Origin of the sequence: Mangrovicella endophytica (assembly GCF_002893625.1) — a bacterium.
Classification (GTDB): Bacteria; Pseudomonadota; Alphaproteobacteria; order Rhizobiales; family Rhizobiaceae; genus Mangrovicella; species Mangrovicella endophytica.
The window spans coordinates 87,368-109,837 of sequence record NZ_PKMZ01000001.1; the positions used below are offsets into that span (position 1 = coordinate 87,368).

Here is a 22,470-nt window from a genome sequence, read left to right on the forward strand (position 1 = left end):
GGCCTCTGATGATGAGATGATGAGCCGACATCAACAGTGGCTTTGGGGCTCTGGCTGCGGGCGCAAAGCGCATCCGCCGCCGGTCGATTGAGGCGCCGCCCGTCGCGCCGTGTTGAGGGCGCTGCATGGCAGGCTATCGGTCCGGTCGCCAATCCGCTGCAGCGCCCTGAAGGTGCGTGCGTGTGCGCACCGGCGATCATCCGCCAGTCGCACCTCCAGGAACCCAGCACCGAGGTCCCGGCGCGGAGGCGAGCACCCAGGAGTCTAGCTATTGCCGGGGCAGGCAGATTGGCCGAGGACATTCCCGCCTGTATCAGCGTCGATCCCCGCCGATTGGCGAAGGGGCACCAGTGCAGACAGCGTCGGCACTCGTATCTGCTGGTATGATGAGGCGATCTGCAGAAACGCTGGCAGTCACCGCTGCGGCGCGCGATGCCGCGACAATGGCGTGTTCGGGAGAGCCGATCTTCGGCCTTGCGGCATTGACAGCCCCATGCGCCGACTTCTATATCCCGCGCGGCTTCGGCGGGGAACGATCCCTGCTCGGTTGGGATATATCCCGGCCTCGGGGCGGAGTAGCTCAGTTGGTTAGAGCAGCGGAATCATAATCCGCGTGTCGGGGGTTCAAGTCCCTCCTCCGCTACCATCAATTTCTTAGTTGGTATCAGTGTTTTAGCTTGGTACGGGCCGAGGCTTTCGGCCCTGCGGATTTCGCATCATGTTGCGCTCCATTTCCTTCGCTTCACAGGGGTTTACCGATAGCCTCGGCAGCTCCGTGCAACATGCCGTGAAACATGGACAGCGAGAAATACATCGCCGACCACATCGAGATTACGGAACTGACGGTCTTCTCGATGGAGCGGATCGATGAGGACGGCACCGCGTCGCTCAACATCCTCTTGGCGCGCCGACAGGTGACGGTACCGTCATGACGCTGACGGTCGCGATCGGCGAGCCCCCTACCGACAGAGGATGACCTGCTTCCTGTGGCACGGCATTTTGCCGCCGGAGATCTCGCCAACGCGGCAAGCAATGCGGCGAAGCATGTTCTGAGCGACAATGAATTGTCGCGTTTGAGGGACGGCAAAGGCCAGCTGGCACCTTCGTTCTGCCCCCGGTGGAAAGCTACCGCCTCTCTCCACTCGGTCCTGATCCGAGCGCCAGCACGTCGCATGACGAAGTCGAAGACGGGCGATGATAGGGTACGCGGCACACACTTGCCGCGCCGCACTTCGCGCTCCAAGCCCGACACCGAGGGCTACAGAAGCGGGCTTTGGCCGACTTCGCCATGAAGTGCACGCTGCACCACCCGCAGTTGCCTTCGTGCACGGCAGCGGCCTTGCTGCTGCGATAGACATAGCCACAAGGATTGCGGCAGAACTTGCCCTGCGAAGATCTGCGCATCGGCTGGAACGCCTTACCGCATGGCAGGCACTCGCGAACGGTCGCCTTCGTCCGGCTGATCACGCGGAACGCGGCTGTCCGCACCACATCATTGCGAGCATAGCCTTCAGAGTCACGCTCGTGGATGAAGAAGTGCGCGCACGCGGCGGAGCAAAAGCGCCCCTTGGCTCGATCCTCGTCGAGTGGGCGCCTGCACCATCGGCAGCAATCGCTTGGCCCGGTGTATTCCGGCTGTCCTGTTCCCAACCCGGCCGCTTGGCGCCGAGACGCCAAACGCTCTCGGCGACGATCGTGCTCGCTTCATTCTGGCTGCGCCTTAGGCCATGGCGCCGTCGGCGCAGAACGCTTGCCGCAGTCCATGCGTGCATGGACGCTCATTCTCGAAGCTCGAAACGCTCCAGCGGCGCAGCACCTCGACTGCCTCGTCGACGATGCGCTCCCGCGCCTGAAATGGCCCTGGCGAGAACGGCACCGGTGGCGAGAACTGAGGATCGGACTGGGCCGAAAGCGGATGGGCGGGTCGGGGAGCCCACTTCAGTAACCTCCCGTCTCTTCACTGAGCTTCGGGCCTCCAAGCGGGTGGAGACAGACCAAGGCAACCACAGCATCGACACAACCATGTCAGTCGAAGACGATGCCGCCGTCAACGTTCAGCGTCTGGCCAGTGACAAAGCCGCTTTCGTCGGAGGCGAAGAAGGCGACGGGGCCGACCACGTCCTCCGGCATGCCGATGCGGCGCATGGCGGTGTTGGCAGTCCACTTCGCCTTGACGGCGGGGTCTTCGAGGTTCGTGCGTCCCATGTCGGTGAGGATGATGCCGGGGCAGACGCAGTTGGCGGTGATGCCAAGCGATCCGACCTCCTGGGCGAGAACGCGGGTGAAGCCCATGACCGCAGCTTTGGAGGCGGAATAATGGGCCTGTTCGGGCGCGCCCTGCTTGCCGCCGATGGAGGCAATGTTGACGATGCGCCCGTAGCCGCGCGCGCGCATATGCGGCAGAAGCGCCTGGATCACAAGGAAGGTGCCCTTGGCGTTGACGTCCATCACGGCGTCCCAGACGCCGTCATCCAGCGTCTCGACCGGGCTGGTGATGAGAATGCCGGCATTATTCACCACCGCGTCGATCACACCCGCGCGTTCGATGGCGCTGGCGGCCATCGCGGCCACCTGCGCCTTGTCGCTGACGTCGGCATGGAGGGCGAAGGCCCGGCGGCCCATCGCCTCGACATCAAAGACGAGGCTGTCGAGACGGTCAGCCTGCCGCTCGATGTCGTTCGCGACGATGTCAAAGCCGCGCTTGGCGAGGCCGAGCGCGATGGCGCGGCCGATGCCGCGGCTGGCGCCGGTGACGAGAGCGGTGCGGGTTTCGGTCATGTGGATCATGGATCGGGTCCTCAAAGGGCGGTGTAGCCACCGTCCACCGTCAGCACCGTACCGGTGATGAAGCTCGCGGCGTCGGAGGCGAGAAAGAGCACGGCGTTGGCGATCTCACGCGGCTCACCGAGGCGGCCCATGGGCGTCATCCGCATCCAGGTGCCGAACCACTCCGGGTTCGAGCGGCCGGCGAGCGTCAGCGCGGTCGCGGTGTAGCCGGGTGCGACGGCGTTCACCCGCAGGCCGTGTGGCGCCCATTCGACGGCAAGCGAGCGGGTCAGGAGGTTCACGCCGGCCTTGGCCGCGTTGTAGGCGACCTGCGGCTGCGGATGCACGATCACCTCGCCGCACATCGACGAGATGTTCACGATCGCGCCGCGGCTGGCCTCCAGCATCAGTCGGCCAAATCCTTGCGCGCAGTGGAAGACGCCGTTGAGGTTGACGTCGATCACGGCGCTCCAGTCCTCCGGCGCCATCTCGGCGGCGGGCGCGTTGCGCACGATGCCGGCATTGTTGACGAGGATGTCCGGCACGCCGAAGCGGCGCGCTACCTCCGCGACTGCCGTGGACACGCTCGCGCGGTCCGTCACATCAAGGAAGAGCGGCTGGGCCGAAAAGCCGGCCTCGACGATGGCGGCTGCGGTGCGGGCTGCCTCGGCCTCGTCGCGGTCGGCAACGACGGCGAGCGCGCCGGCCTCAGCCAGGCGGTGGGCGATGGCGGCGCCGATGCCGCGGGCGCCGCCGGTGACGACGGCCGTGCGGCCGGTGAGGTCGAAGTCGCCGCTCATGCGGGCACTGCGTTCGATGTCGCCGCGGCGGCAGCGGGCGTACCGGCCTGCGCTACGTCCTTCAGCGCGGGGTAGAGGGCACGGTAGCCGCGGTAAATCTCGTCGTAGCGGGCGCTCTCGCGGACCCGCGGCTCGATGCGGCGGCCGGGCCGGACCATGGCGGCGATACCCTCGTCGATACTGGCGAAGTGCCCGGCGCCATGAGCGGCGAGCACCGCCGCGCCGACGGAGGGTGCCGCGCTAGAGGCGGGCACGCAGACCGGTATCCCCGCCGTGTCGGCATGGATCTGCAGCCAGAGCTCGGAGGCCGTGGCGCCGCCGCCGACGGTCAGCTCGGCAGCGCGGAAGCCCGCCGCCGCCATCTCGTCGAGGATCGCCCGCGTGCCGAAGGAGATACCCTCGATCACGGCGCGGAAGACGTGCTCGGGCCCGTGTGCCAGCGTCAGGCCGACGATGGCGCCGCGCGACAACGGATCGACGTAAGGAGTGCGGTTTCCCTGGAAGTGGTCCTGCACGATGAGGCCATCGCAGCCCGGCTCCAGCCGCGCCGCGGCGATGTTCAGCGCATCGAGGTCCATCGTGCCGTTCATCAGTCGCTTCAGCCACTGCAGGATGGAGCCGGTCGACGTCTGGCCACCCTCGATGACGTGCCGGCCGGGATAGACCGCATCGGGGTAGGAGCCCCAGAGGCCGGGGTGGTGGACCGCCCGCTCCGAGACGCCGAACTGCAGGTGCGAGGAGCCGGTGATCAGCGCAAGCTGGCCCGGCTGGGCGACGCCGAGACCGATCATGCCGATCAGCGCATCCGCCCCGCCCTGGACAAGCGTCACGCCCGTATGGAGGCCGAGATGGTCGGCGGCGCGGCCGGTGAGGGTGCCGATGCACCCGCCGGGCGCCACCACCTCGGCCGGCCACTTGTCGAGCAGCGCCTCCATGTCGAGCGCACGCACCAACGAGGCGGCAAAGCCGCCGCGAGCGGTGGAATAGTGCCAGCGGATGGATGCGTTGTTCAGCGAGGCGACCCGCCGGCCGGTGAGGCGCAGCGTCATGAAGTCCTGGTACTCGCCGATCGTCGCGGCGCGATCGAAGACATGCGGCTCGTGGCGCTTCAGCCAGAGCGATTTCGGTATCATCCACTCGGCCGAGACCGGGCCACGGCCGGCGCCGTTGGCGGCCAGCGCGGGATCGCCCGTCGCCAGAACGTCGCGGGCTTCCTCGCCGGCGCGCACGTCCATCCAGATGATGGCGGGGCGCAGGGCGTTGCCCTCCTCGTCGAGCGCCACCACCGTGCAGGAGGTGGTGGTCAGGCAGATCGCCTCCACCGCGGCCGGATCGATGCCGGCTTTGGCAAGGGCGCCGCGGGTGGCGATCCCGAGAGCGCGCCACCAGTCCTCGGGGTTCTGCTCGGCCCGCGCGCCGGCCGAAAAGACCGTCTCGTAGGGATGCGTCGCCTGGCCGAGGCAGGCACCGGAGGGATCATAGATTCCGGCGCGCAGGCTTTCCGTTCCGCCGTCAACGGCGACCACATAGGCCATCGGTGTCTCCTCCCTGCCGGTAGCGCGCCTCCCGCGCGCCGGCTCATGCCAGTCGATGTCGTGTCAGCTTGTCGCGTCGAAGGTCTTCAGCGCCTTTGCCGCATAGACCATGGCCGGACCGCCGCCCATCTCGACGGCAATGCCGAGGAGTTCGACGAGATCCTCCCGTTCGGCGCCCTGCTTCTTCGCCGCGTCGAGGTGGTAGACGATGCAGTCCTCGCATCCCCGCACCACGCCGAAGGCGGCGGCGAGGAGCTCCTTCTGTGCGCCCGAAAAGCGCGAGCCCGCATGCGCACCCTTGGCGAGCTGGCGAAAGCCGCCGGCGACCTCCGGCAGCGCCTTGGCCAGCGCGCCGAGGCGCGCGTTGATGTCCTGGATCTCGCTCATCGTGCAGTTCCCACCCTGGTCGTTTCGAAGAGGGCCGCGACCTCGGCCGGCCTGTCCCAGTGCGGCATGTGCCCGGCCCCGGCGACGAGGTGGATCGCGACCGAAGAGGGCAGCGCCGCGACCTGGCGCCAGGGGATGATGCGGTCCTCCAGCCCGAACACCACCCGCACCTCGACGCTCTGGGCGAGACGCGTGAGCGGCGCGACGATGTCGACGCGCTGGCCGCCCGGTCCGAAGGCGTCAGCGGCAAGCGCCTCCAGCCGGCCCTCGCCGAGCGAGGCCGCAAGCGCCGCCACGGCGGCGTCGGAAAGAGCGGTCGGCTGCGCCGTCAGGCGGCGCAGGAGGTGGCGCAGCGCGCCCGGCGACGGCCGGGCCGCCATGCCGGAAACGAAGGCCTCGTCGATCTCCAGTCCGAGACCGGCGGGCGCCAGCAGCGTCAGCCGCTGGAGGCCGTGCAGGCGCTCGGCGAGCGCCACGGCGGCGAGGCTGCCGAGCGAATGCGCGACGATCTCGGTCGGCGCGAAACCTGCCGCCGAGAGGAGTGCGTCGAGCGGCGCGGCGAGGCCGGCGACGCTGTCCGCATCGGCGCGTGTATCGCCATGGCCCGGCAGGTCGGGCACGAGCACCTCGAAGCCGGTGCGGGCGAGCGCGGCCGACAGGCCGGCGAAGGTGGTACGGTCGCCGCCGAACCCGTGCAGGAGCAGCGCGCGGCCGTGCGCCTCGCCGCGTGCGGGAAGACGATCGAAGGCGATGGTGCTGACGCCGGAAGAGCGGGATAGCGTTGCGGTCGCCGCGCCTTCGACGTCGCGCATCTCGATGCGGCCGCGCCGGCCCGTTCCGGTGATCCCGGCGAGATCGAGGCCGCGCCGGGCCGCCAGGCGCCGGGCAATCGGCGTTGCGCGCACCGGTCCGGCGCCACGGCTGGCCGCGGCCGCAACCGTGGGTGCCGGCGCAAAGGCTGCGGGCTCAGGCGCTGGCACGACTTCTTCGGCGGCGTCCAGCCCGTCCGGCGCGTCGTCGACGAAACCCTCGAGCTTGGCACTGGCGGCGGCGACCTCGACGCGGGCGAGCGGCGCGCCGACGGCGAGCGTGGTGCCGGGCTCGACCAGCACCTCCACGAGGCGCCCGTCGAACAGCGCGGGGAATTCGGCGATGGTCTTGTCGGTCTCGATCTCCAGCAGTGCCTCGCCACGCCGGAAGCTGGCGCCTGTCTCGACCAGCCAGCCGACGATCTTGCCTTCGTCCATGGTCTCGCCGAGGCGGGGCATGGCGAGCGTGCGCACGACCGGCCCGCTGGTTTCCGTCTGGCCGGTCTTGACGGTTCCGGGGTGTTCAGGAGCTGCCTCGGCTGCGCCACCGGCGAGACGCGCAATGGGCGCGCCGACGGTCACCATGTCTCCGGGCGCGACCAACGTCTCTGCCAGGACGCCGTCGGCGAGCGCCGGCAGCTCGGCCACGGTCTTGTCGGTCTCGACCTCGAGGATGGGCTCGCCGCGTTTGAAGGACTGACCGGGCTTGATCAGCCAGCCGACGATGCGGCCTTCCTCCATGGTTTCGCCGAGCCGCGGCATGGTGAGGAGGGCGCTCATGCGACGAGCCGCCTCGCAAACTCGCCGATCAGGGCGGGCGAGGGCACGCTGCCGGATTCCAACGCCTGGCTCACGGAGATGGGGACGTCCTCGCCGGCGATGCGGATCACCGGTTCGTGGAGGAAGTCGAAGCATTCCTCGGTGATGCGCGCCGAGAGCTCCGCCGCGACGCCTGCCGTCAGCGGGCCCTCGGAGACGACGACGCAGCGCCCGACCTTCTCGACGTGCTCGCGCACCGTATCCATGTCGAGCGGGTTAAGGGTGCGCAGGTCGATGACGGTCGCCTCGACGCCGTCCTTCGCCATGGCCTCGGCGGCCTCCAGCGCGTAGTGGACTTGCCGCGAATAGGTGACGATCACGAGATCCTTGCCCTGGCGCCGTACCGCTGCCTTGCCCCAAGGCAGCTTCGGGGTGGAGAGGTCGGCCTCTTCCTTCCGTGTGTAGAGCGACTTGTGCTCGATGAAGACCACGGGGTCCGGCATGGTGAGGGCGTGGCGCAGAAGGTGATAGGCGTCCTCGGCCGTCGCCGGCATGGCGAGCCTGAGGCCTGGCATGTGCATGATCCAGGCTTCGAGGCTCTGCGAGTGCTGCGCGCCGGCCGAGCGGCCGGTACCGCCCTGTGTGCGCAGCACCATCGGCACGCCGATCTGGCCGCCGAACATGTAGCGGATTTTGGCGGCCTGGTTGGTCAGCTGGTCCATCGTCATGCCGAGGAAGTCGACATACATCAGCTCGGCGACCGGCCGCAGGCCCGTCATCGCCGCGCCGACCGCCGTGCCGACGATGGCGGGCTCGGAGATCGGCGTGTCGATCATCCGCTCCGGGCCAAAGGTCTTGATGAGGTCCTTGGTCACGCCGTAGGCGCCGCCGTAGCGGCCGACCTCCTCGCCGATAACGACGACGGTCTCGTCGGCCTGCATGGCGTCGATCAGCGCCTGGCGCAGCGCGTCGCGATAGGTGATCTGGACCATGGCTCAGGCGGCTCCCTTGGACAGGATGCGGTCGAGGCGGACGCGCAGGGGTTCGGGCTCCGGCTCGCCCACGGCATAGACGTCGCGGAACATGGAGGAGAGCGGCGGGGCGCTCGATGCGGCGGCGAAGTCGATCGTCGCGTCCATCTCGCCTGCGATCTCGGCGTCCATCGCGTCGAGTTCGGCCTCGGCCGCGCCGCCGCGCTCGATCAGCCGCAGGCGCGCCTTGAGTACAGGGTCGCGAAGGCGGCCGGCGGCCTCCTCCTCCTCGGCGCGGTAGGGGCTCTTGTCCATGCGGGCATGGCCGTAGAAGCGATAGCAGGAGACCGCGAGGAACCCGGGCCGTCCGGCCCGCGCCTCGTCCATCAGCTCCTGCGCGGTGGCCGCCACCTCTTCCACGTCGTCACCGTCGACCATCGCGCCGTTGAGGCCGAAGGCACGGGCGCGCTCGTCGAAGCGCGCGTTGCGCGTCGCCTGGTCGATCCGCGTCCCCATGCCGTACTGGTTGTTGATGCAGACGAAGAGCACCGGCAGGTCCCAGAGAGCCGCCATGTTCATGCTCTCGTAGAGGATGCCCTGGCCGGTCGCGCCGTCTCCGAAGAAGGCGACGGAGACGGAATCCTTCTTCAGGCGCTTCGCCGAAAGGCCGGCGCCGACGACGGCCGGGATGCCGCCGCCCACGATGGCGTTGGCGCCGAGATGCCCGAGTGCCATGTCGGCAATGTGCATCGAGCCGCCCTTGCCCGAGCAGTAGCCGCTGTCCTTGCCGGCGATCTCGGCCATCATGCGCGCCGGGTCGGCGCCGCGGGCGAGGAAGATGCCGTGGCCGCGATGATGGGTGGTGAAGGTGTCCTGCGGCGCCATGGCCTTCACGACGCCTGCCGCGGCCGACTCCTCGCCGATAGAGAGGTGCAGCATGGAGCCGGCCGACAGGCCGCGCACGAAGAGTTCGCCAACACGCTCCTCGAAGGAGCGGATGCGCCGCATGGTCCGGTAGAGCGGCAGAAGGCCGGAGTTGCCGCCGGGTATGCCAGCGGCGCTGCCGGGGGCGCCGGCCGCTCGGATGTCGGGTCGAAGTTCGGTCATGGGATCGTCCTGGTGTCGGGGCGAACGGGTGGAAAGCTAAGCGCCGTCAGATCAGCTTCAGCTTCGTAGTGCGGGACACGACCGCGACGGCGACGATGATGATGACGCCCTTCACGATGCTCTGGATGTAGGTGTCGAGGCCGACGAGGTTCAGGCCGTTGTTGATGACGCCGATGAACAGGGCGCCGAAGAAGGTGCCGGCGATCGTCGCCGTGCCGGGGCGGAACATCGTCATGCCGATGAACACGGTGGCGAGTCCGTCGAGGAGGTAGTCCTGCCCCGCATTCGGCTGACCGGAGCCGAGCCGCGCCGACAGAAGAAGTCCGGCAACGGCGGCAAACAGGCTGGAGATGACGAGCGCCGCCTGCCGGTAGCGCCGCCCCCGGATGCCGGACAGCTCGGCCGCCTTCAGGTTGCCGCCGACAGCGTAGACGTAGCGGCCGAAGATGGTCCGCTCCATCACGAACCAGGCGAGCGCGACCGCGCCCAGCATGATGAAGGCAACGACGGGAATGCCGAGGATGCGGCCCTGGCCGAGCACGAGGTAGCTGTCGGGCAGTCCGCCATAGATGGCGCGTCCGCCGGACAGGAGGAAGTTCACGCCGAACAAGATCGAGCCCATGGCGAGCGTGGCGATCAGAGACGGCACGCCGACGAGGGTGACGAGAAGGGCGTTGACGAGACCGACGGCGAGGCCGGCGCCGAGCCCGGCGAGGAGGGCGACCGGCATCGGCCAGCCCGCAACGAGGAGCAGCGGCGCGATGAGGCCCGCGAGCCCCGCCATGAAGCCGACCGACAGGTCCATCTCCCGTGCGGCGAAGCCGAAGGTCAGCCCGATCGCGACGATCGTCAGCATCGAGATCTGCTGCAGGATGTTGAGAAGGTTGGAGGTCGTCAGGAAGCGGTCAACGCCGATCGAGAAGCCGATGAACAGGAGCGCCAGGACGATCAGGGTGGAATAGCGCAGCAGGCCCTGCTTCAGGCGCCTGCGGCCAGCCGCGTCGTCGCGCGGGGCGGCGAGGGCCGCGCTCATGATCGCGCTCCCGCCATGGCCGCGATGAAGCTCTGTTCCGAGAAGTTGGGCCAATGGAGTTCTCCGATAGCGTGTCCACCCGCGAACGACACGACGCGGGTGGCGAGGTCGGCGATTTCGATGAGGTCGGACGAGGCGACGACGACGGCGCAGCCGGCGCGGGCGAGGTCCTTCATCAGCTGGTGGATTTCGCGCTTGGCCCCGATGTCGACGCCTTCCGTCGGCTCCACGAAGATCATCAGGCGGTACCGATCTTCGGCGCCGTAGAGCCACTTGCCGATGGAAATCTTCTGCTTGTTGCCGCCGGACAACTCGGTGACGATCTGCTCGGGCGACGACGCCTTGACGGCGAGGCGGCCCATGACGCGGCGTGCCTCGCGTCCTTCGCGGGCCGGGCGCAGGATGCCGAGGGCGGACAACGCCCCGGCCTCGGGGTGCACCATGGCGAGGTTCTCGCGCACGCTCCAGTCGGCGACGAGGGAGTGGATCATCCGATGGTCGGGCACGAATGCGACGCCGCGCCGGCGCATGGCCGCGGCGGACACGTCCGCTACCTCTTCTCCGGCAAAGCGCATCGCCCCGCCAATGCGGTCGGGAGCGTCGTAGAGAGAGCGGGCGAAGGCGAAGTGGCCGGAGCCGGTCAGGCCGATCAGCCCGACGATCTCGCCGGGCCGCACCGCGAAATGCCCGGCGGTCGCGTCCGCCGTCTGCCAATCCGAGACCTCGATCACCGGCGGCACGGCGGTGTCTACGGCGCCGCGCGGCGCGTCCACGGCGCCGCCAGTCTGGCCGCGCTGCAGCATCAGCCGCACCAGCCGCGCCTCGTCGGCGCCGGCGGCCGAGAAGGTCTCGACCAGACGCCCGTCGCGCAACACCGTGATGCGGTCGGATAGGGCGAGGATCTCCGACAGGAAATGGCTGATCAACACCACGCCGACGCCCTGCGTTGGCAGGCGGCGCACGATCGCCCACAGGCGTTCCTTCTCGCGGGCCGGAAGCGTGGCGGTCGGCTCGTCGAGGATCAGGATGCGCACGCTGCCGCGCAGGGCGCGCACGATCTCGACGATCTTCTGGTCGGCATAAGGCAAGCTCTCCACCGGCGCGTCGAGGTCGATCTCGACATCGGGAAACCAGCGGGTGAGAAGCTCGCGGGCCTGCCGCGACAGGGCCCGCCGGTCGACAATCGCGCCGAGGCGCCTTGGCTCCGCGCCGAGCAGGATGTTCTCGGCGGCGGTCAGGCCCGGAACGAGGCTGCCTTCCTGCGAGACATGGGCGATGCCGCGGGCAAGCGCGTCGCCGGCGTCCGTCAGGCGCACTTCCTCGCCGTCCAGCGTCATGCGCCCGGCCGTCGCGAGCCGGCTGCCGCCGAGGATCGACACGAGCGTCGTCTTGCCCGCGCCGTTCTCCCCGATGAGGCCGTGGACCTCGTCGTCGCGGAACTCGACGCCGACGCGGTCGAGCGCCCGCGTGCCCGGATAGTCCATGACGATGTCGCTGAGGATAATGGCCAATTGCCGCTGTCTCCGTGCTTGATCAGAGGGGAGGGTGTCCGGCCGGCGCCGCGCTGATGCGCGGTGCCGGCCGTGGCGGTCACTTCATGAAGTCCTTGCAGTTGGCCTTGGTGACGAGCGGTGCGTCGAGGTAGACGACCTTGGAGGGGATCACGGAGGCCGCGTCCTTCTTCTCCACGACGATCTCCTCGATCCACTCGCCGGTCTGCGCACCCATCTTCTCGAAAGGCTGGCTTACCGTCGCGATCATCTGGCTGCCATCCTTGCAGACCTCGGCGATCGCCTGCGGGTGGCCGTCGATGCCGATCACCTTGGCGTGGGTGTTGCCGGCTGCCTTGAGGGCGTTCAGCGCGGCTTGCGCCGGCTCGTCCCACGGCGCCCAGACGCCGTCGATCTCGTCGCCGAAGCGCGTCGCATAGTCCTGCATGGTGCGCGTCGTGTCTTCGAAGAAGGCGGTGTAGTCGATGTTGTGCTCGGCCAGCACCTCGATGTCTGGATACTCCTTCAGGATCGTCGCCATGACATCGCCGCGCTTGCGGGTGCCGTGGTGCTCCGCCATGCGCAGGAAGATGATCTTCGAGCCGGGCCCGACCTCGTTAAGGAAGTAGGGCGAGACGGTCGCGCCCATGGTCCAGTTGTTGGTGGTGACGTCGACCATCGTTCCCTTCACGTCGCCGCTGTCGGCGGTGAAGATCGGGATCTTGGCGTCGACGGCGGCCTGGATGGCGGCTGCCGAGGCGCGTAGATCCGCCATGGTGACGATGATGGCGTCGACGCCGCGCGAAGTCGCGTCCTGGATGTTGGCGGCGGTCTTCTCGCCGGATCCGCCGCTGTCGAGATAGCTGACGTTCCAGTCGGACTTGCCGGTTTCTTTCAGCCAGGCGTCGAAGCCGGCCTTGACGCGCTGCTCGGACTGCGCCGCCGCATTGGCATGAACCCAGGCGATGTCGATGGCGAGCGCCGGCGCGCTGACGGACACGCCGAGGACGGCCAGCGCCGCGAGGACACCATTCCTCATTGCACGAGTCTGCATTTTGAAGTTCCTCCCAAGCCGCGTTCCCTCGCGGCGTCCAAGCGCCTCTCCCAAGACGCGAAGTGGATGCTAGGGTCCGTCGGTGACAAACGTCAAGATGAAATACAAATGTAAGGAACAGAGATGATCGAGGATGACGAGACGCTCATGGTGAAGGCCGCCTGGCTCTATCATGTCGGCGGCCTCAACCAGGCTGAGACGGCCGAGCGGCTCGGCCTGACGCGGGCGCGCGTCAACCGGCTCCTCGCCGACGCGCTGGAGGAGGGCGTCGTCAGCATCACGGTGGATCGCCAGCTCGCCGGCATGCTGCCTGTGGAGGACGAGCTGCGCCGGCGCTACGGCCTGCGCTTCTGCCAGGCGACGCCGGCCCTCGACCTGGCGGCGGGCGGGGCCGAAGACGCCGACCGCGCGGGTCTTTCGGCGTCACAAAAGGTGGCGTTCCGCGCCGTCGGTCTTCTTGCCGCCAAGCACCTGCGCGCGCATTTGGCCCGCGATGAGCCGGCGACGGTCGGCCTCGGCTGGGGGCGAACGATCGAGCAGATGACGCTGCACCTCGCGGGTGTCAGCGCGCCGGGCGCCCGCTTTATCTCGCTGATGGGTTCCCTGACGGCGAACTCGGCCTTCAACCCCTTCGAGCTCGTGTACACGCTCGCCAAGCGCACCGGGGGCGAGGGTTACTTCCTGCCCGTCCCCTTCATCGCCGACACGGTGGAGGACCGGCAAGTCCTGCTCTCGCAGCGCACCGTGACGAAGGCGCTGGCGATCGCGGAGGAGGCGACGCTCTGCATGATTAGCGTCGGCGAGCTTGAGGAGGACTCGCTCCTCCGCCGCCAAGGCATGCTGTCGAAGGCGGATGTGGCGAGCCTGCGGGCTGCGGGCGCCGTGGGCGACACCAACGGCATCTTCTTCGACGCAGCCGGCCGTCCGGTCGACCACGAGCTGAACGGCCGCACCATCGCCGTGACCCTCGACACGCTAAGGCACCTGGACGTCGTACTCATGGTCGCTAGCCCTCGCAAGGCGCGAGCCGCCGCAGCGCTGATGTCGAGCGGCATCGTGAAGGGGCTCATCATCGACGGCGATGCCGCCCTTGAACTGTTGGCGAACGAAGAGGCCATCACGACGCGCCCGATGATGTAAGGGCCGATGGTACCTGTCTGCTCATGGGAAGGTAGAGGCAATAAGCTGCCGTTCCGGCTTCGGTCGATCGGCACCGCCCGTAGCGAACCGCGTCCGTCAGACACGCTCGCGATGGGTTCCGCCCGTCCCCGGCTTCGACCGGCCCGCCTTTGTCGCGGAATGAAAGTCGGCGGGCTTGTTGGCGACCCATTTCACGAAGCGTGCGATGCTTTCGGTGTCGGTCAGCGCTGTTCCGGCTTCCGCGTGACGGACAAGTTCGCTTGCCGAGAGATTGGCGTCGATGGTCTCTCGGCAAATAGGATGGACGGGTACGGTGTCGCGGCCTCCTCGGCTTTTAGGGATTGGGTGAAAGCGGTCCACGGTCTGTCCCAGCAGCCGTCCGCAGAGCCAGCACGGCTCCGCCGGCTTACCTTCCACAGCATCTCTCGTGAGCCAGTCCGCGTCTCGAACTTTGCGCGCCATCCTACAACTCCTGACCTACGGAACGAGGCGACGCATATGGTGGAGGCGCCATCATCCTTGCAGCGACTGATGGGGCGGACCGGGGCGCTCGGTCAAGCCGACGGTGGAGCAGAGTTGCTGCCTCGGCAAGCGTAACCGTTGAACGTTATGGCCGTTCAAAGACTACCCTTCGCGCCAATGAGCGGCCGAGAGCGGACCGGCGGCCGTCGGTCATCCGTGGCAAGCCGCTGTTCGGGTCTCGGCCCAACCGCGCCGTTCACACGCTGCGTATGATCTCCTTGAAGCAGAGCGTGTTGCACGATCGTAGAATTCAGCCCTTCGACGTTAGGCAAACTCCCGCAATGGTGACGGCGAGCCCCACGAACATCGCTGGGGTAAGCGGCTCGGAGAACAGCATCCAGGCCCAGAGCATGGTGATGGGCGGGCTGAGATAGATGGCGGCGCTGACCTTCGCGACGGGAAACAGTCGCAGCATGGTGTAGTAGACCGAGTAAGCGCCGAACGTGGCGATGAGCACGATCCATGCCATGCCGATCGCGAACTCCCGGGTGATCGGCGGTTCCAGCCCGCCTGCGGCCAATCCCCAGATGCCGAACAGCGCGGCGCCCGTCAGAGAGTGAATGCACAGACTTCGATGCACGGGCATGTTCAGGGACCCGCGTCTACTGCGGAGGACCGAGGCGAGGGCGAACACGATCATGGAGCCGATGGTCACCCCATACGCCCACAAGGGAGCGGTGCCGAAGCTGAGGCTGTCGAAAGACACGATCAGCACACCCGCAACTGCGACGGCGGTTCCCACCCATTGCTGACCCGTCAGGCGGTCGCCAAGGAGGGGTTGGGACATGGCTGCGATGACCAGCGGGACGAGATCGGACATCAGGGCGACCAGCCCGGTTGGGACGCGCTGCTCGATCGCCAGCGCGAACCCCCCGAGGTAGATGAACACGGCCATAACGCCAAACCCCATCTGAGAAATGGCGGCGCGCAGGTGCATCTTCGGTCCAAACGCAAGCGCGAACGGAAGGAGGATGATCCCCGACAGCAGGGTTCTCCAGAACAGCAGGACTGCAACGCTGGCTTCTTCGCTGGCGTAGCGGATCCCGACGAAGCCAGAGCTCCAACAGATGATTAGGAGGGCCGCCATTGCGGGGAACAGGAAGCGGTGCCGCGCCGTGTTCAATGGGTTGGGAAAAGATGTGGTCACGGGAAGCCCGGTTGCGGATATCCCTGTCTCGTAGCCAAGGCGCCGCCGCTGAGCACATGACAAGCATCGATGATCTCATGACAAATCTGCAAATTTGTCATCGAAGCTGGGCTTTAGTGCTGGATTAAGTCACAGTGCCTGCATCGGAGGGCTTGGAGCAGCGAGATGGAGATCACCAGCAGGCGGTTGGACATCGATGCCTTGCGTGCACTCCGAGCCATCAAGCTGCACGGAGGGGTGACGCGCGCGGCAGTCGCCCTCGGGCTCACTCAGTCAGCAGTGAGCCACAAGTTGAAGAGGCTGGAAGCCAGCCTGGGGTGCGAGCTACTGGACCGGAGGCCGGGCGGTGCAACGTTCACCGCCGACGGATGCTCCCTGCTGGACTACGCTGAGAAAATCCTGGGACTGCACGACGAGGCTCTCGCCAGCTTGGCGAAGTCCGAGCTGGAGGGCCGCATCATGCTGGGCCTGACGGAGGACACGACCTGCTCGGACCTGGCCCGCATCCTCGGACGCTTTCGCCGTCTTTACCCCAACGTGGCCGTGCGCACGAAGGTTCGGATGAGCTTGGTACTTCGATCCATGTTGGAACACGGCGAGTTGGACGTCGCCATCGTTCAGGTGTTCGCCCACGAGATCCGGCCGACTGACGTGGTGCTGTTTCGTGAGACCCTGCACTGGGTTAAGTCGCGTGGCCTGACGCTCGGTCCTACTGGACCGATCCCGTTCCTGTCATTCGGTTGCGACTGCTTCTATCGACACTGGGCGCTCGACGTCGGACAGGACGGCGATACGGATCTCGAGACCGTCTTTGAATGCACGAGCGCTGCCGGCATCGTCGCCGCGGTTGAAGCGGGCTTGGGGATTGCTCTCCTGAACGAACGCCATCTACGTCCGGATATGGAGATCGTTGACGTTCGCCTGCCCGAGCCGCCCCCGCTCGCCTATGTCGTGCGGCGCGCGAAGAAGGCCCGAAACCCGGCGTTGGACAGCCTGATCTTCAGCATGCAGGAAGAGATCAACCGGTACGGAAAGCTTGCATTGGCGGGCTAGGTTCGGATTGAAGACCTGGGCGGGCTCTGCGGTCAGCATTCTCGAACATAGGACTTTCAAGCCGCCGTTCTGCTTTCCACCCTAGGCAGCCATTAAAACAGCGCCAGCTGCCCGACGCTGCTCGACGTCGTTGCTTCCGCCGCCTGCGAGTTCAGCCAGACCGACTCCGTCCGCCTGTTCCGCCCACCGTTGTTCCCGTCCTATCCATCCGTGTCCAGCCGACCGGCGCGTCATCGTGGAGCGGGCACGCGTACCCCGACAGCACGACGTAGCCCCTCAGCGACCTCGGGACCTTCAGCAGATCGATGTGATCGGAATTGTCCAGCCGGATTGCCGCAAGCTCGACGATCGCGCCGCGCGGCGCCCTCGAGACTTATTCGAGTACGATCTGGGTGGTCTGTGACTTCCATCGCGACAGATCACGCGCTGCGGTGTGCAGGATCGCCTCCGACGCTTCGCGGGCGGCGGCTCCGTCGCGCATGCGCACGGCTTCGACCAGCCGGCCATGGACTTCTACCGTTTCCTGATGGGTTCGAACCGATCTGTTGGCGCGGTCGAGCGCGCGTGTCAGGGCGGCATCGATGACATCCGACAGCTGCGTGAAGACGGCGTTTCCACTGGCGCGCAAAAGGATGCGGTGGAATTCGGCGTCAGCCTGCGTGAAGGCAACGTCATCATCAGGCGCGGCGTCGCGCATCGCCTCCCAGGCAGCATGAAGCGCGGCCGCGTCGGCAAGGCTGGCGCGTTCGGCGGCAAGCTCGGCCGCAAAGGGCTCGACCGCGCGACGCGCTTCCAGGACGGCCGCGAGAAACTGCGCATCGATCACCACCTCGCCCATCCAGTCGAGGAGATCCGCATCCAGGATGTTCCACTCGCCGCGCGGGCGCACGAAGGTCCCGGCCCGCGATCGCGAGCGCACGACGCCCTTTGACTCCAGCCGCTTGAGCGCCTCGCGTACGACAGGCCGGCTCACCCCGAATTCGGTGCAGAGATCCTGTTCGCGCGGCAGCGTCGAACCCTCGCCGAAGCGGCCGTCAGCGATGCTGCGTGCAAGCATGGCCACGAAGACCCGTCCGACACGGGGCTTCGGTCTTGCCTGTTTCGATCGCTCGGTTGCCGGGACCACCATCGCACGCACCATTACCGCATTTCCCCCTCCGTTGTGCTGCATCGCGGCATGTCGGACAAGAGCGAGAATAAGTCAGACACTAATCTTGACGCTACCGCTCGAGCCGGCCTACCAATGATGAGCGACCGGGAGGCACGGGATCGCGTTCGGGAGGAAGATCATGGGACATTGGAAAAGAGCCATCCTCGCAGGTGCCGCGATGCTTCTGGCGGTCGGCGCGGCCGAGGCGGCGGATGTGAAGATCGGCTTCATCGTCAAGCAGCCGGAAGAGCCGTGGTTCCAGGATGAATGGAAGTTCGCTCAGGCCGCGGCCAAGGAGAAGGGCTTCACCCTGATCGAGATCGGTGCGGAAGATGGTGAGAAGGTCCAGTCTGCGATCGACAACCTCGGTGCGCAGGGCGCTCAGGGCTTCATCATCTGCACCCCGGACGTCAAGCTCGGACCCGGCATCGTTGCCAAGGCGGCAGCGAACGACCTCAAGCTGATGACGGTGGACGACCGGCTGGTGGATAATTCCGGCCAGCCGCTGGAAGACGTGCCGCATATGGGCATCTCCGCCACCAAGATCGGCGAGGCCGTGGGCCAGGCGATCGTCGACGAGATGAAGGTCCGCGGCTGGGAGATGAGCGAGGTCGGCGCGATCAAGGTCTCGTATGACCAGTTGCCGACGGCGGTCGACCGGGTGACCGGTGCGACCTCGGTGCTGGAGAAGGCAGGCTTCCCCGCCGCCAACATCTTCAACGCACCGCAGGCAAAGACCGACACGGAAGCCGCTTTAAACGCGGCAACGACGGTCATCAACGCGCACCCCGAGATCAAGCACTGGATTGCGGTCGGTCTCAACGACGAGGCGGTGCTCGGCGCGGTCCGTGCCACCGAAGGCGTCGGCATCCCCGCGTCCAACGTGATCGGCGTGGGGATCGGCGGCGCCGAGTCGGCGATCAACGAGTTCAAGAAGCCGGCCGAGACCGGGTTCTTCGGCACCGTGATCATCTCGCCGAAGCGCCACGGCTATGAGACCGCAGCCAATATGTATGACTGGATCGCGGACGGGAAAGAGCCGGAGAAGCTGATCCTGACCAGCGGCCAGCTTGCCAAGCGCAGCGACTACGAGGCGGTGCGCAAGGATCTCGGCATCAACTGACGGCGGGCGGCCGGCGGCGACAATCAGCCGCCGGGCCCTTCGTCCACCTGCCGACGACAAGAAGAGTCTCGATGTCGTTCCTTGAACTGTCTGGCCTGTCGAAGACTTATCCCGGCGTCACGGCACTTGCCGATATCGGCTTCTCCGTCGGCCGCGGCCGTGTTCACGGCCTGATGGGCGAGAACGGTGCCGGCAAGTCGACGCTGATCCGCATCCTGTCCGGTGATACCGTTGCCGATGCCGGCGAGATCCGCATCGACGGCGCGGTGCAACGCTACGGCTCAGCCCGCGACGCCTTCGGTGCGGGAGTCGTCGTCGTGCATCAGGAATTGCAGCTCGTCCCCGACCTCTCCGTCGCCGAAAATCTCCGCCTCGGCCGCTTCCCAGCGCGCGGCGGCATCGTCGACTTCAAGGCCCTGTTCGCCGAGGTCGGCAAGGCGCTGGACGAGATCGGCATCGCCGTCGATCCGCGGGCGAAGGTGGCGACCCTGTCGATCGGCGAGCGCCAGATGGTCGAGATCGCCAAGGCGGTGATGATCGACGCACGTGTCATCGCGCTGGACGAACCAACATCGTCCCTCTCGTCACGCGAAAGCGAGATCCTGTTCAGGCTGATCGGCCGGCTGCGGGATGCCGGCAAGGTCATCCTCTACGTATCGCATCGTCTGGAAGAGATTTTCCGCCTTTGCGATGGCTGTACCGTGCTGCGAGACGGCAAGCTTGCGGCCCATCACGAGACGATGGAGGGCGTGACGCGCGAGCGTATCGTCGCCGAGATGGTGGGGCGCGAGATCGCCGACATCTGGACTTGGCGGCCGCGGACGGCCGGCGCGACGCGGCTCTCGGTCGACGGACTGCAAGGCTCGCGCGTGCCGCAGCCGCAGAGCTTTACGGCACAAGCAGGCGAAATCCTCGGCTTCTTCGGCCTCGTCGGCGCGGGGCGAAGCGAGCTGATGCGGCTCGTTTTCGGCGCGGACCCTGCCAGCGGCGGCGCTGTGCGCATCGACGGGCAACCGCTCGAAGAGCTCAGCCCGCGGCAGGCGATCCGGGACGGCCTCGTCCTCTGCCCCGAAGATCGTAAGGCGGACGGGATCATCCAGGGCCGCTCCGTCGGCGACAACATCGCGATTGCCGCGCGGCGCCATCATTCCCCCTTCGGCATCCTTCAGCCACGGCGGGAGGCCACGACGGCGGACCGGTTCATCGAGACGCTGCGAATCCGCACGCCGTCACGCCGCCAGGACATCGTCAACCTGTCCGGTGGGAACCAGCAAAAGGTCATCCTGGCCCGCTGGCTGGCCGAGCCGGACGTGAAGGTGCTGATCGTCGACGAGCCGACGCGCGGCATCGACGTCGGCGCCAAGGCCGAGATCTACGAAATCCTCTACGCTCTCGCGGAGAAAGGTCTCGCGATTGTCGTCGTATCCAGCGAGCTGCCGGAGATCATGGGCATCTGCGACCGCATTCTGGTGATGTGCGAGCGTCGCATCGTCGCCGAGTTCGACCGCCCGTCCTTCTCCGAGGCTGCGCTGCTCGCCGCCGCCCTGCCTGATAGCGAGGCGCCGCTGACATCAATGGTATCCTGATCGATGACTGCAACCGTGAAACGCCTGCTTCTCGGCGAGCAGGGCCTCCTGATCCTCTTCGTGCTCGCCTTTGCCGTCGTGTCGGCCACGGTGCCGAACTTCCTGACCGAGCGGAACATGCTCGGCCTTCTGCAGTCGGTGGTCACGATCGGCATCGTTTCCTGCACGATGATGCTGTGTCTGGCATCGCGTGACTTCGACCTTTCCGTCGGCTCCATCGTCGCCTTCGCGGGCATGGTGGCGGTGATGGTGTCGAATAGCTCGGGCTCGATCCCGCTCGGCATCGGCGCGGCGCTGGCGGCCGGAGCTGCCGTCGGATTTGTCAACGGCGTCGTCATTGCGCGGCTTCACATCAATGCGCTGATCACCACGCTCGCCACGATGCAGATCGTCCGCGGCCTGGCCCTCATCGCCTCCGATGGGCGTGCCGTCGGCATCAATGATCCCGGCTTCTATGCGCTTTCACTGAGCCGCTTCCTCGGGATTCCTGCCCCGGTCTGGATCATGGCATTGCTATTCGCCCTTTTCGCCTTCGTGCTGAACCGGACGGTGTTCGGGCGCAACACGCTGGCGATCGGCGGCAATCCGGAGGCGTCACGCCTGTCCGGCGTCGACGTCGACTGGGGCCGAATCTGGATCTTCGCGCTTCAGGGCCTTGTCTGCGCCATCGCCGGCATCCTGCTCGCCTCGCGCATCACTTCCGGTCAGCCCAATGCAGCCACCGGGCTGGAACTCTCGGTCATTTCGGCCTGCGTTCTCGGCGGCGTTTCCCTGGCCGGCGGCCGAGCTACGATGAGCGGCGTGATCGTCGGCGTCCTGATCCTCGGCATCGCCGAAAACGTCATGAATCTCCTGAACATCCAGGCCTTCTACCAGTACGTCGTGCGGGGCCTCATCCTGCTGGCGGCAGTCCTGCTCGACACCGTGCGCTCGCGTGCAAGCGGCCGGCGCTAGCGATGACGCACCGCTCGTTCGCCAATGCCTGCTCTCGCCGTCCCAATTTCGGAACGATCGGCCAACCCCTGTCACTCACCTTGGAGGAGAAGATGAAGACACTCGGAACATCGCTGCTGGCACTCTGCAGCACATTTCTTGTCGGCAGTGCCCTGCCGGCAGCCGCCCAGCAGACCGACCTCAAGGTCGGCGCCATCTATATGGACGCCCAAGGCTTCTATGCCGGCGTGCGCAAGGGCATTCAGACGGGCGCCACCGAGGCCGGCCGCAAGCTCGAGATCATCGAGACCAACGCGCAGGGCGACGTCTCCAAGGAATCCTCCTTCATCGATTCGCTGATCTCGTCCGGCGTGCAGGCGATTATCGTCTCGCCTGTTTCCGCCGACGGCTCTTATCGCGCCATCCGCCGTGCGCACGACGCCGGGATCCCGGTGGTCTGCTACAACACCTGCCTCAACGACGAGGACATGAAGGCGTATGTCTCCGCTTATGCGGTGGGCGACCCTTACCAGTTCGGCCATAAGCTCGGCGAAGCCGCCGCGGATTACTTCACCAAGGCCGGTATTGCCGAGCCCAAGATCGCCGTCCTCAACTGCGAGTTCGTCGAGGTCTGCGTGACGCGTCGCAAGGGCTTCGAGGAAGCGTTGAAGGCCAAGGTGCCAGGCGCGAGCATCGTCGCCAACCAGGAGGGCGCGGTCCTCGACAAGGCGGTTTCCGTCGCCAACACCATCCTGTCCTCCAATCCTGACATCGACGCGTTCTTCGGCGAGGCAGGCGGAGCGACGCTCGGTGCCGCACGCGCCGTGCGCAGCCAGAACCGTGTCGGCAAGACCGTCGTATTCGGCGGCGACATGACTACCGAGATCGCGCAGGAGCTGGAAAAGGGCGACGTCATCAAGGCCGTCGTCGACATCTCCGGCCAGGGCCTCGGCAAGCTGGCTCTCGACCAGGCCGTGAAGTCGATCAACGGCAATGCGCCCGCAGAGATCAAGGTCGCCTACGATATCGACCTCTATGCGTCCAGCGAAGACGGCAAGGGCTGGCTCGAGGCTCATTCCGACGGCATCCCGTGAGCTCTCACGCC

The 22,470-nt window shown here is 66.9% G+C and carries 20 protein-coding genes and 1 tRNA gene; 8 read left to right on the top strand and 13 right to left on the bottom strand.

Translation table 11 applies throughout. The annotated features are described in order from the left end of the window. The first annotated feature begins 569 nt into the window (after positions 1-569). Positions 570-646 (top strand) — tRNA-Met (locus C0R46_RS00410). Positions 647-794: 148 nt separating this feature from the next. After that, positions 795-932 (top strand): hypothetical protein, encoded by a 138-nt coding sequence (locus C0R46_RS20670; protein ID WP_157944505.1) that lies wholly within the window; start codon positions 795-797, stop codon positions 930-932. Positions 933-2,025: 1,093 nt separating this feature from the next. Here C0R46_RS20670 and C0R46_RS00415 read toward each other — a convergent pair. The 10 genes from C0R46_RS00415 to C0R46_RS00455 all read right to left on the bottom strand — a co-directional run bounded on the left by C0R46_RS00415 (position 2,026) and on the right by C0R46_RS00455 (position 12,711). Then, on the bottom strand, positions 2,026-2,778 hold the full coding sequence (locus C0R46_RS00415) for an SDR family NAD(P)-dependent oxidoreductase (protein WP_102958535.1): 753 nt from the start codon (positions 2,776-2,778) through the stop codon (positions 2,026-2,028). Positions 2,779-2,798: 20 nt separating this feature from the next. Next, positions 2,799-3,566 (bottom strand): SDR family NAD(P)-dependent oxidoreductase, encoded by a 768-nt coding sequence (locus tag C0R46_RS00420; RefSeq protein ID WP_102957617.1) that lies wholly within the window; start codon positions 3,564-3,566, stop codon positions 2,799-2,801. Further along, positions 3,563-5,101 carry an FGGY-family carbohydrate kinase gene (locus C0R46_RS00425; protein WP_102957618.1) on the bottom strand — a complete coding sequence of 513 codons (1,539 nt, stop codon included), beginning with the start codon at positions 5,099-5,101 and terminating at the stop codon, positions 3,563-3,565. Before C0R46_RS00425 ends, C0R46_RS00420 begins: the two co-directional genes overlap by 4 nt. 63 nt (positions 5,102-5,164) lie before the next feature. Then, entirely contained in the window at positions 5,165-5,488 is a 324-nt protein-coding gene (locus C0R46_RS00430; RefSeq protein ID WP_102957619.1) for a carboxymuconolactone decarboxylase family protein, read from the bottom strand. Further along, positions 5,485-7,077, bottom strand: coding sequence for an acetoin dehydrogenase dihydrolipoyllysine-residue acetyltransferase subunit (locus tag C0R46_RS00435; RefSeq protein ID WP_102957620.1), 1,593 nt, complete (start codon positions 7,075-7,077; stop codon positions 5,485-5,487). Before C0R46_RS00435 ends, C0R46_RS00430 begins: the two co-directional genes overlap by 4 nt. Next, positions 7,074-8,048, bottom strand: coding sequence for an alpha-ketoacid dehydrogenase subunit beta (locus tag C0R46_RS20900; RefSeq protein ID WP_198598204.1), 975 nt, complete (start codon positions 8,046-8,048; stop codon positions 7,074-7,076). The genes C0R46_RS00435 and C0R46_RS20900 overlap by 4 nt, the downstream gene beginning before the upstream one ends. A gap of 3 nt (positions 8,049-8,051) precedes the next feature. After that, positions 8,052-9,134 (bottom strand): thiamine pyrophosphate-dependent dehydrogenase E1 component subunit alpha, encoded by a 1,083-nt coding sequence (locus C0R46_RS20905; RefSeq protein ID WP_245413357.1) that lies wholly within the window; start codon positions 9,132-9,134, stop codon positions 8,052-8,054. A gap of 46 nt (positions 9,135-9,180) precedes the next feature. Continuing rightward, positions 9,181-10,167 (bottom strand): ABC transporter permease, encoded by a 987-nt coding sequence (locus tag C0R46_RS00445; protein WP_102957621.1) that lies wholly within the window; start codon positions 10,165-10,167, stop codon positions 9,181-9,183. Continuing rightward, positions 10,164-11,678, bottom strand: coding sequence for a sugar ABC transporter ATP-binding protein (locus C0R46_RS00450; RefSeq protein WP_102957622.1), 1,515 nt, complete (start codon positions 11,676-11,678; stop codon positions 10,164-10,166). The genes C0R46_RS00445 and C0R46_RS00450 overlap by 4 nt, the downstream gene beginning before the upstream one ends. 79 nt (positions 11,679-11,757) lie before the next feature. After that, on the bottom strand, positions 11,758-12,711 hold the full coding sequence (locus C0R46_RS00455) for a sugar ABC transporter substrate-binding protein (protein ID WP_245413358.1): 954 nt from the start codon (positions 12,709-12,711) through the stop codon (positions 11,758-11,760). 123 nt (positions 12,712-12,834) lie between these two features. Between C0R46_RS00455 and C0R46_RS00460 the strand changes: the two genes are divergently transcribed. Further along, the gene (locus C0R46_RS00460; protein WP_102957624.1) at positions 12,835-13,851 is read left to right on the top strand and encodes a sugar-binding transcriptional regulator; all 1,017 of its coding nucleotides are present in this window, start codon (positions 12,835-12,837) and stop codon (positions 13,849-13,851) included. Between the two features lie 96 nt (positions 13,852-13,947). Here C0R46_RS00460 and C0R46_RS00465 read toward each other — a convergent pair whose 3' ends face one another. Then, positions 13,948-14,313 (bottom strand): hypothetical protein, encoded by a 366-nt coding sequence (locus tag C0R46_RS00465; RefSeq protein WP_102957625.1) that lies wholly within the window; start codon positions 14,311-14,313, stop codon positions 13,948-13,950. A 310-nt stretch (positions 14,314-14,623) separates the two neighbouring features. Then, complete coding sequence (locus C0R46_RS00470; RefSeq protein WP_102957626.1) at positions 14,624-15,460, bottom strand: DMT family transporter; 837 nt, start codon at positions 15,458-15,460, stop codon at positions 14,624-14,626. A gap of 225 nt (positions 15,461-15,685) precedes the next feature. Here C0R46_RS00470 and C0R46_RS00475 point away from each other — a divergent pair, with 225 nt between their 5' ends. Next, complete coding sequence (locus tag C0R46_RS00475) at positions 15,686-16,573, top strand: LysR family transcriptional regulator (RefSeq protein WP_102957627.1); 888 nt, start codon at positions 15,686-15,688, stop codon at positions 16,571-16,573. Between the two features lie 373 nt (positions 16,574-16,946). Here C0R46_RS00475 and C0R46_RS00480 read toward each other — a convergent pair whose 3' ends face one another. Then, positions 16,947-17,630: a FadR/GntR family transcriptional regulator gene (locus C0R46_RS00480; protein ID WP_245413414.1), complete on the bottom strand. Its 684-nt coding sequence runs from the start codon at positions 17,628-17,630 to the stop codon at positions 16,947-16,949. A 232-nt stretch (positions 17,631-17,862) separates the two neighbouring features. On the opposite strand from C0R46_RS00480, the gene C0R46_RS00485 reads away from it, so the two are divergent. The 4 genes from C0R46_RS00485 (at position 17,863) to C0R46_RS00500 (ending at position 22,459) form a co-directional block, all read left to right on the top strand. Beyond that, positions 17,863-18,846, top strand: coding sequence for an arabinose ABC transporter substrate-binding protein (locus tag C0R46_RS00485; RefSeq protein WP_102957628.1), 984 nt, complete (start codon positions 17,863-17,865; stop codon positions 18,844-18,846). A 71-nt stretch (positions 18,847-18,917) separates the two neighbouring features. Then, positions 18,918-20,432, top strand: a complete 1,515-nt coding sequence (gene araG / locus C0R46_RS00490; protein WP_102957629.1) for an L-arabinose ABC transporter ATP-binding protein AraG — start codon at positions 18,918-18,920, stop codon at positions 20,430-20,432. Positions 20,433-20,435: 3 nt separating this feature from the next. Continuing rightward, entirely contained in the window at positions 20,436-21,386 is a 951-nt protein-coding gene (gene araH, locus C0R46_RS00495) for an L-arabinose ABC transporter permease AraH (protein ID WP_102957630.1), read from the top strand. Positions 21,387-21,478: 92 nt separating this feature from the next. After that, positions 21,479-22,459 (top strand): substrate-binding domain-containing protein, encoded by a 981-nt coding sequence (locus C0R46_RS00500; RefSeq protein WP_102958537.1) that lies wholly within the window; start codon positions 21,479-21,481, stop codon positions 22,457-22,459. Positions 22,460-22,470: the final 11 nt, after the last annotated feature.

What these genes read in the sequence shown, in the direction of transcription:
- C0R46_RS20670 (WP_157944505.1), top strand. Translation starts at nt 795, where the DNA reads ATGGACAGCGAGAAATACATCGCCGACCACATCGAGATTACGGAACTG.
- C0R46_RS00415 (WP_102958535.1), bottom strand. Translation starts at nt 2,778, where the DNA reads ATGACCGAAACCCGCACCGCTCTCGTCACCGGCGCCAGCCGCGGCATC.
- C0R46_RS00420 (WP_102957617.1), bottom strand. Translation starts at nt 3,566, where the DNA reads ATGAGCGGCGACTTCGACCTCACCGGCCGCACGGCCGTCGTCACCGGC.
- C0R46_RS00425 (WP_102957618.1), bottom strand. Translation starts at nt 5,101, where the DNA reads ATGGCCTATGTGGTCGCCGTTGACGGCGGAACGGAAAGCCTGCGCGCC.
- C0R46_RS00430 (WP_102957619.1), bottom strand. Translation starts at nt 5,488, where the DNA reads ATGAGCGAGATCCAGGACATCAACGCGCGCCTCGGCGCGCTGGCCAAG.
- C0R46_RS00435 (WP_102957620.1), bottom strand. Translation starts at nt 7,077, where the DNA reads ATGAGCGCCCTCCTCACCATGCCGCGGCTCGGCGAAACCATGGAGGAA.
- C0R46_RS20900 (WP_198598204.1), bottom strand. Translation starts at nt 8,048, where the DNA reads ATGGTCCAGATCACCTATCGCGACGCGCTGCGCCAGGCGCTGATCGAC.
- C0R46_RS20905 (WP_245413357.1), bottom strand. Translation starts at nt 9,134, where the DNA reads ATGACCGAACTTCGACCCGACATCCGAGCGGCCGGCGCCCCCGGCAGC.
- C0R46_RS00445 (WP_102957621.1), bottom strand. Translation starts at nt 10,167, where the DNA reads ATGAGCGCGGCCCTCGCCGCCCCGCGCGACGACGCGGCTGGCCGCAGG.
- C0R46_RS00455 (WP_245413358.1), bottom strand. Translation starts at nt 12,711, where the DNA reads ATGCAGACTCGTGCAATGAGGAATGGTGTCCTCGCGGCGCTGGCCGTC.
- C0R46_RS00460 (WP_102957624.1), top strand. Translation starts at nt 12,835, where the DNA reads ATGATCGAGGATGACGAGACGCTCATGGTGAAGGCCGCCTGGCTCTAT.
- C0R46_RS00465 (WP_102957625.1), bottom strand. Translation starts at nt 14,313, where the DNA reads ATGGCGCGCAAAGTTCGAGACGCGGACTGGCTCACGAGAGATGCTGTG.
- C0R46_RS00470 (WP_102957626.1), bottom strand. Translation starts at nt 15,460, where the DNA reads ATGGCGGCCCTCCTAATCATCTGTTGGAGCTCTGGCTTCGTCGGGATC.
- C0R46_RS00475 (WP_102957627.1), top strand. Translation starts at nt 15,686, where the DNA reads ATGGAGATCACCAGCAGGCGGTTGGACATCGATGCCTTGCGTGCACTC.
- C0R46_RS00480 (WP_245413414.1), bottom strand. Translation starts at nt 17,630, where the DNA reads ATGCTTGCACGCAGCATCGCTGACGGCCGCTTCGGCGAGGGTTCGACG.
- C0R46_RS00485 (WP_102957628.1), top strand. Translation starts at nt 17,863, where the DNA reads ATGGGACATTGGAAAAGAGCCATCCTCGCAGGTGCCGCGATGCTTCTG.
- araG (WP_102957629.1), top strand. Translation starts at nt 18,918, where the DNA reads ATGTCGTTCCTTGAACTGTCTGGCCTGTCGAAGACTTATCCCGGCGTC.
- araH (WP_102957630.1), top strand. Translation starts at nt 20,436, where the DNA reads ATGACTGCAACCGTGAAACGCCTGCTTCTCGGCGAGCAGGGCCTCCTG.
- C0R46_RS00500 (WP_102958537.1), top strand. Translation starts at nt 21,479, where the DNA reads ATGAAGACACTCGGAACATCGCTGCTGGCACTCTGCAGCACATTTCTT.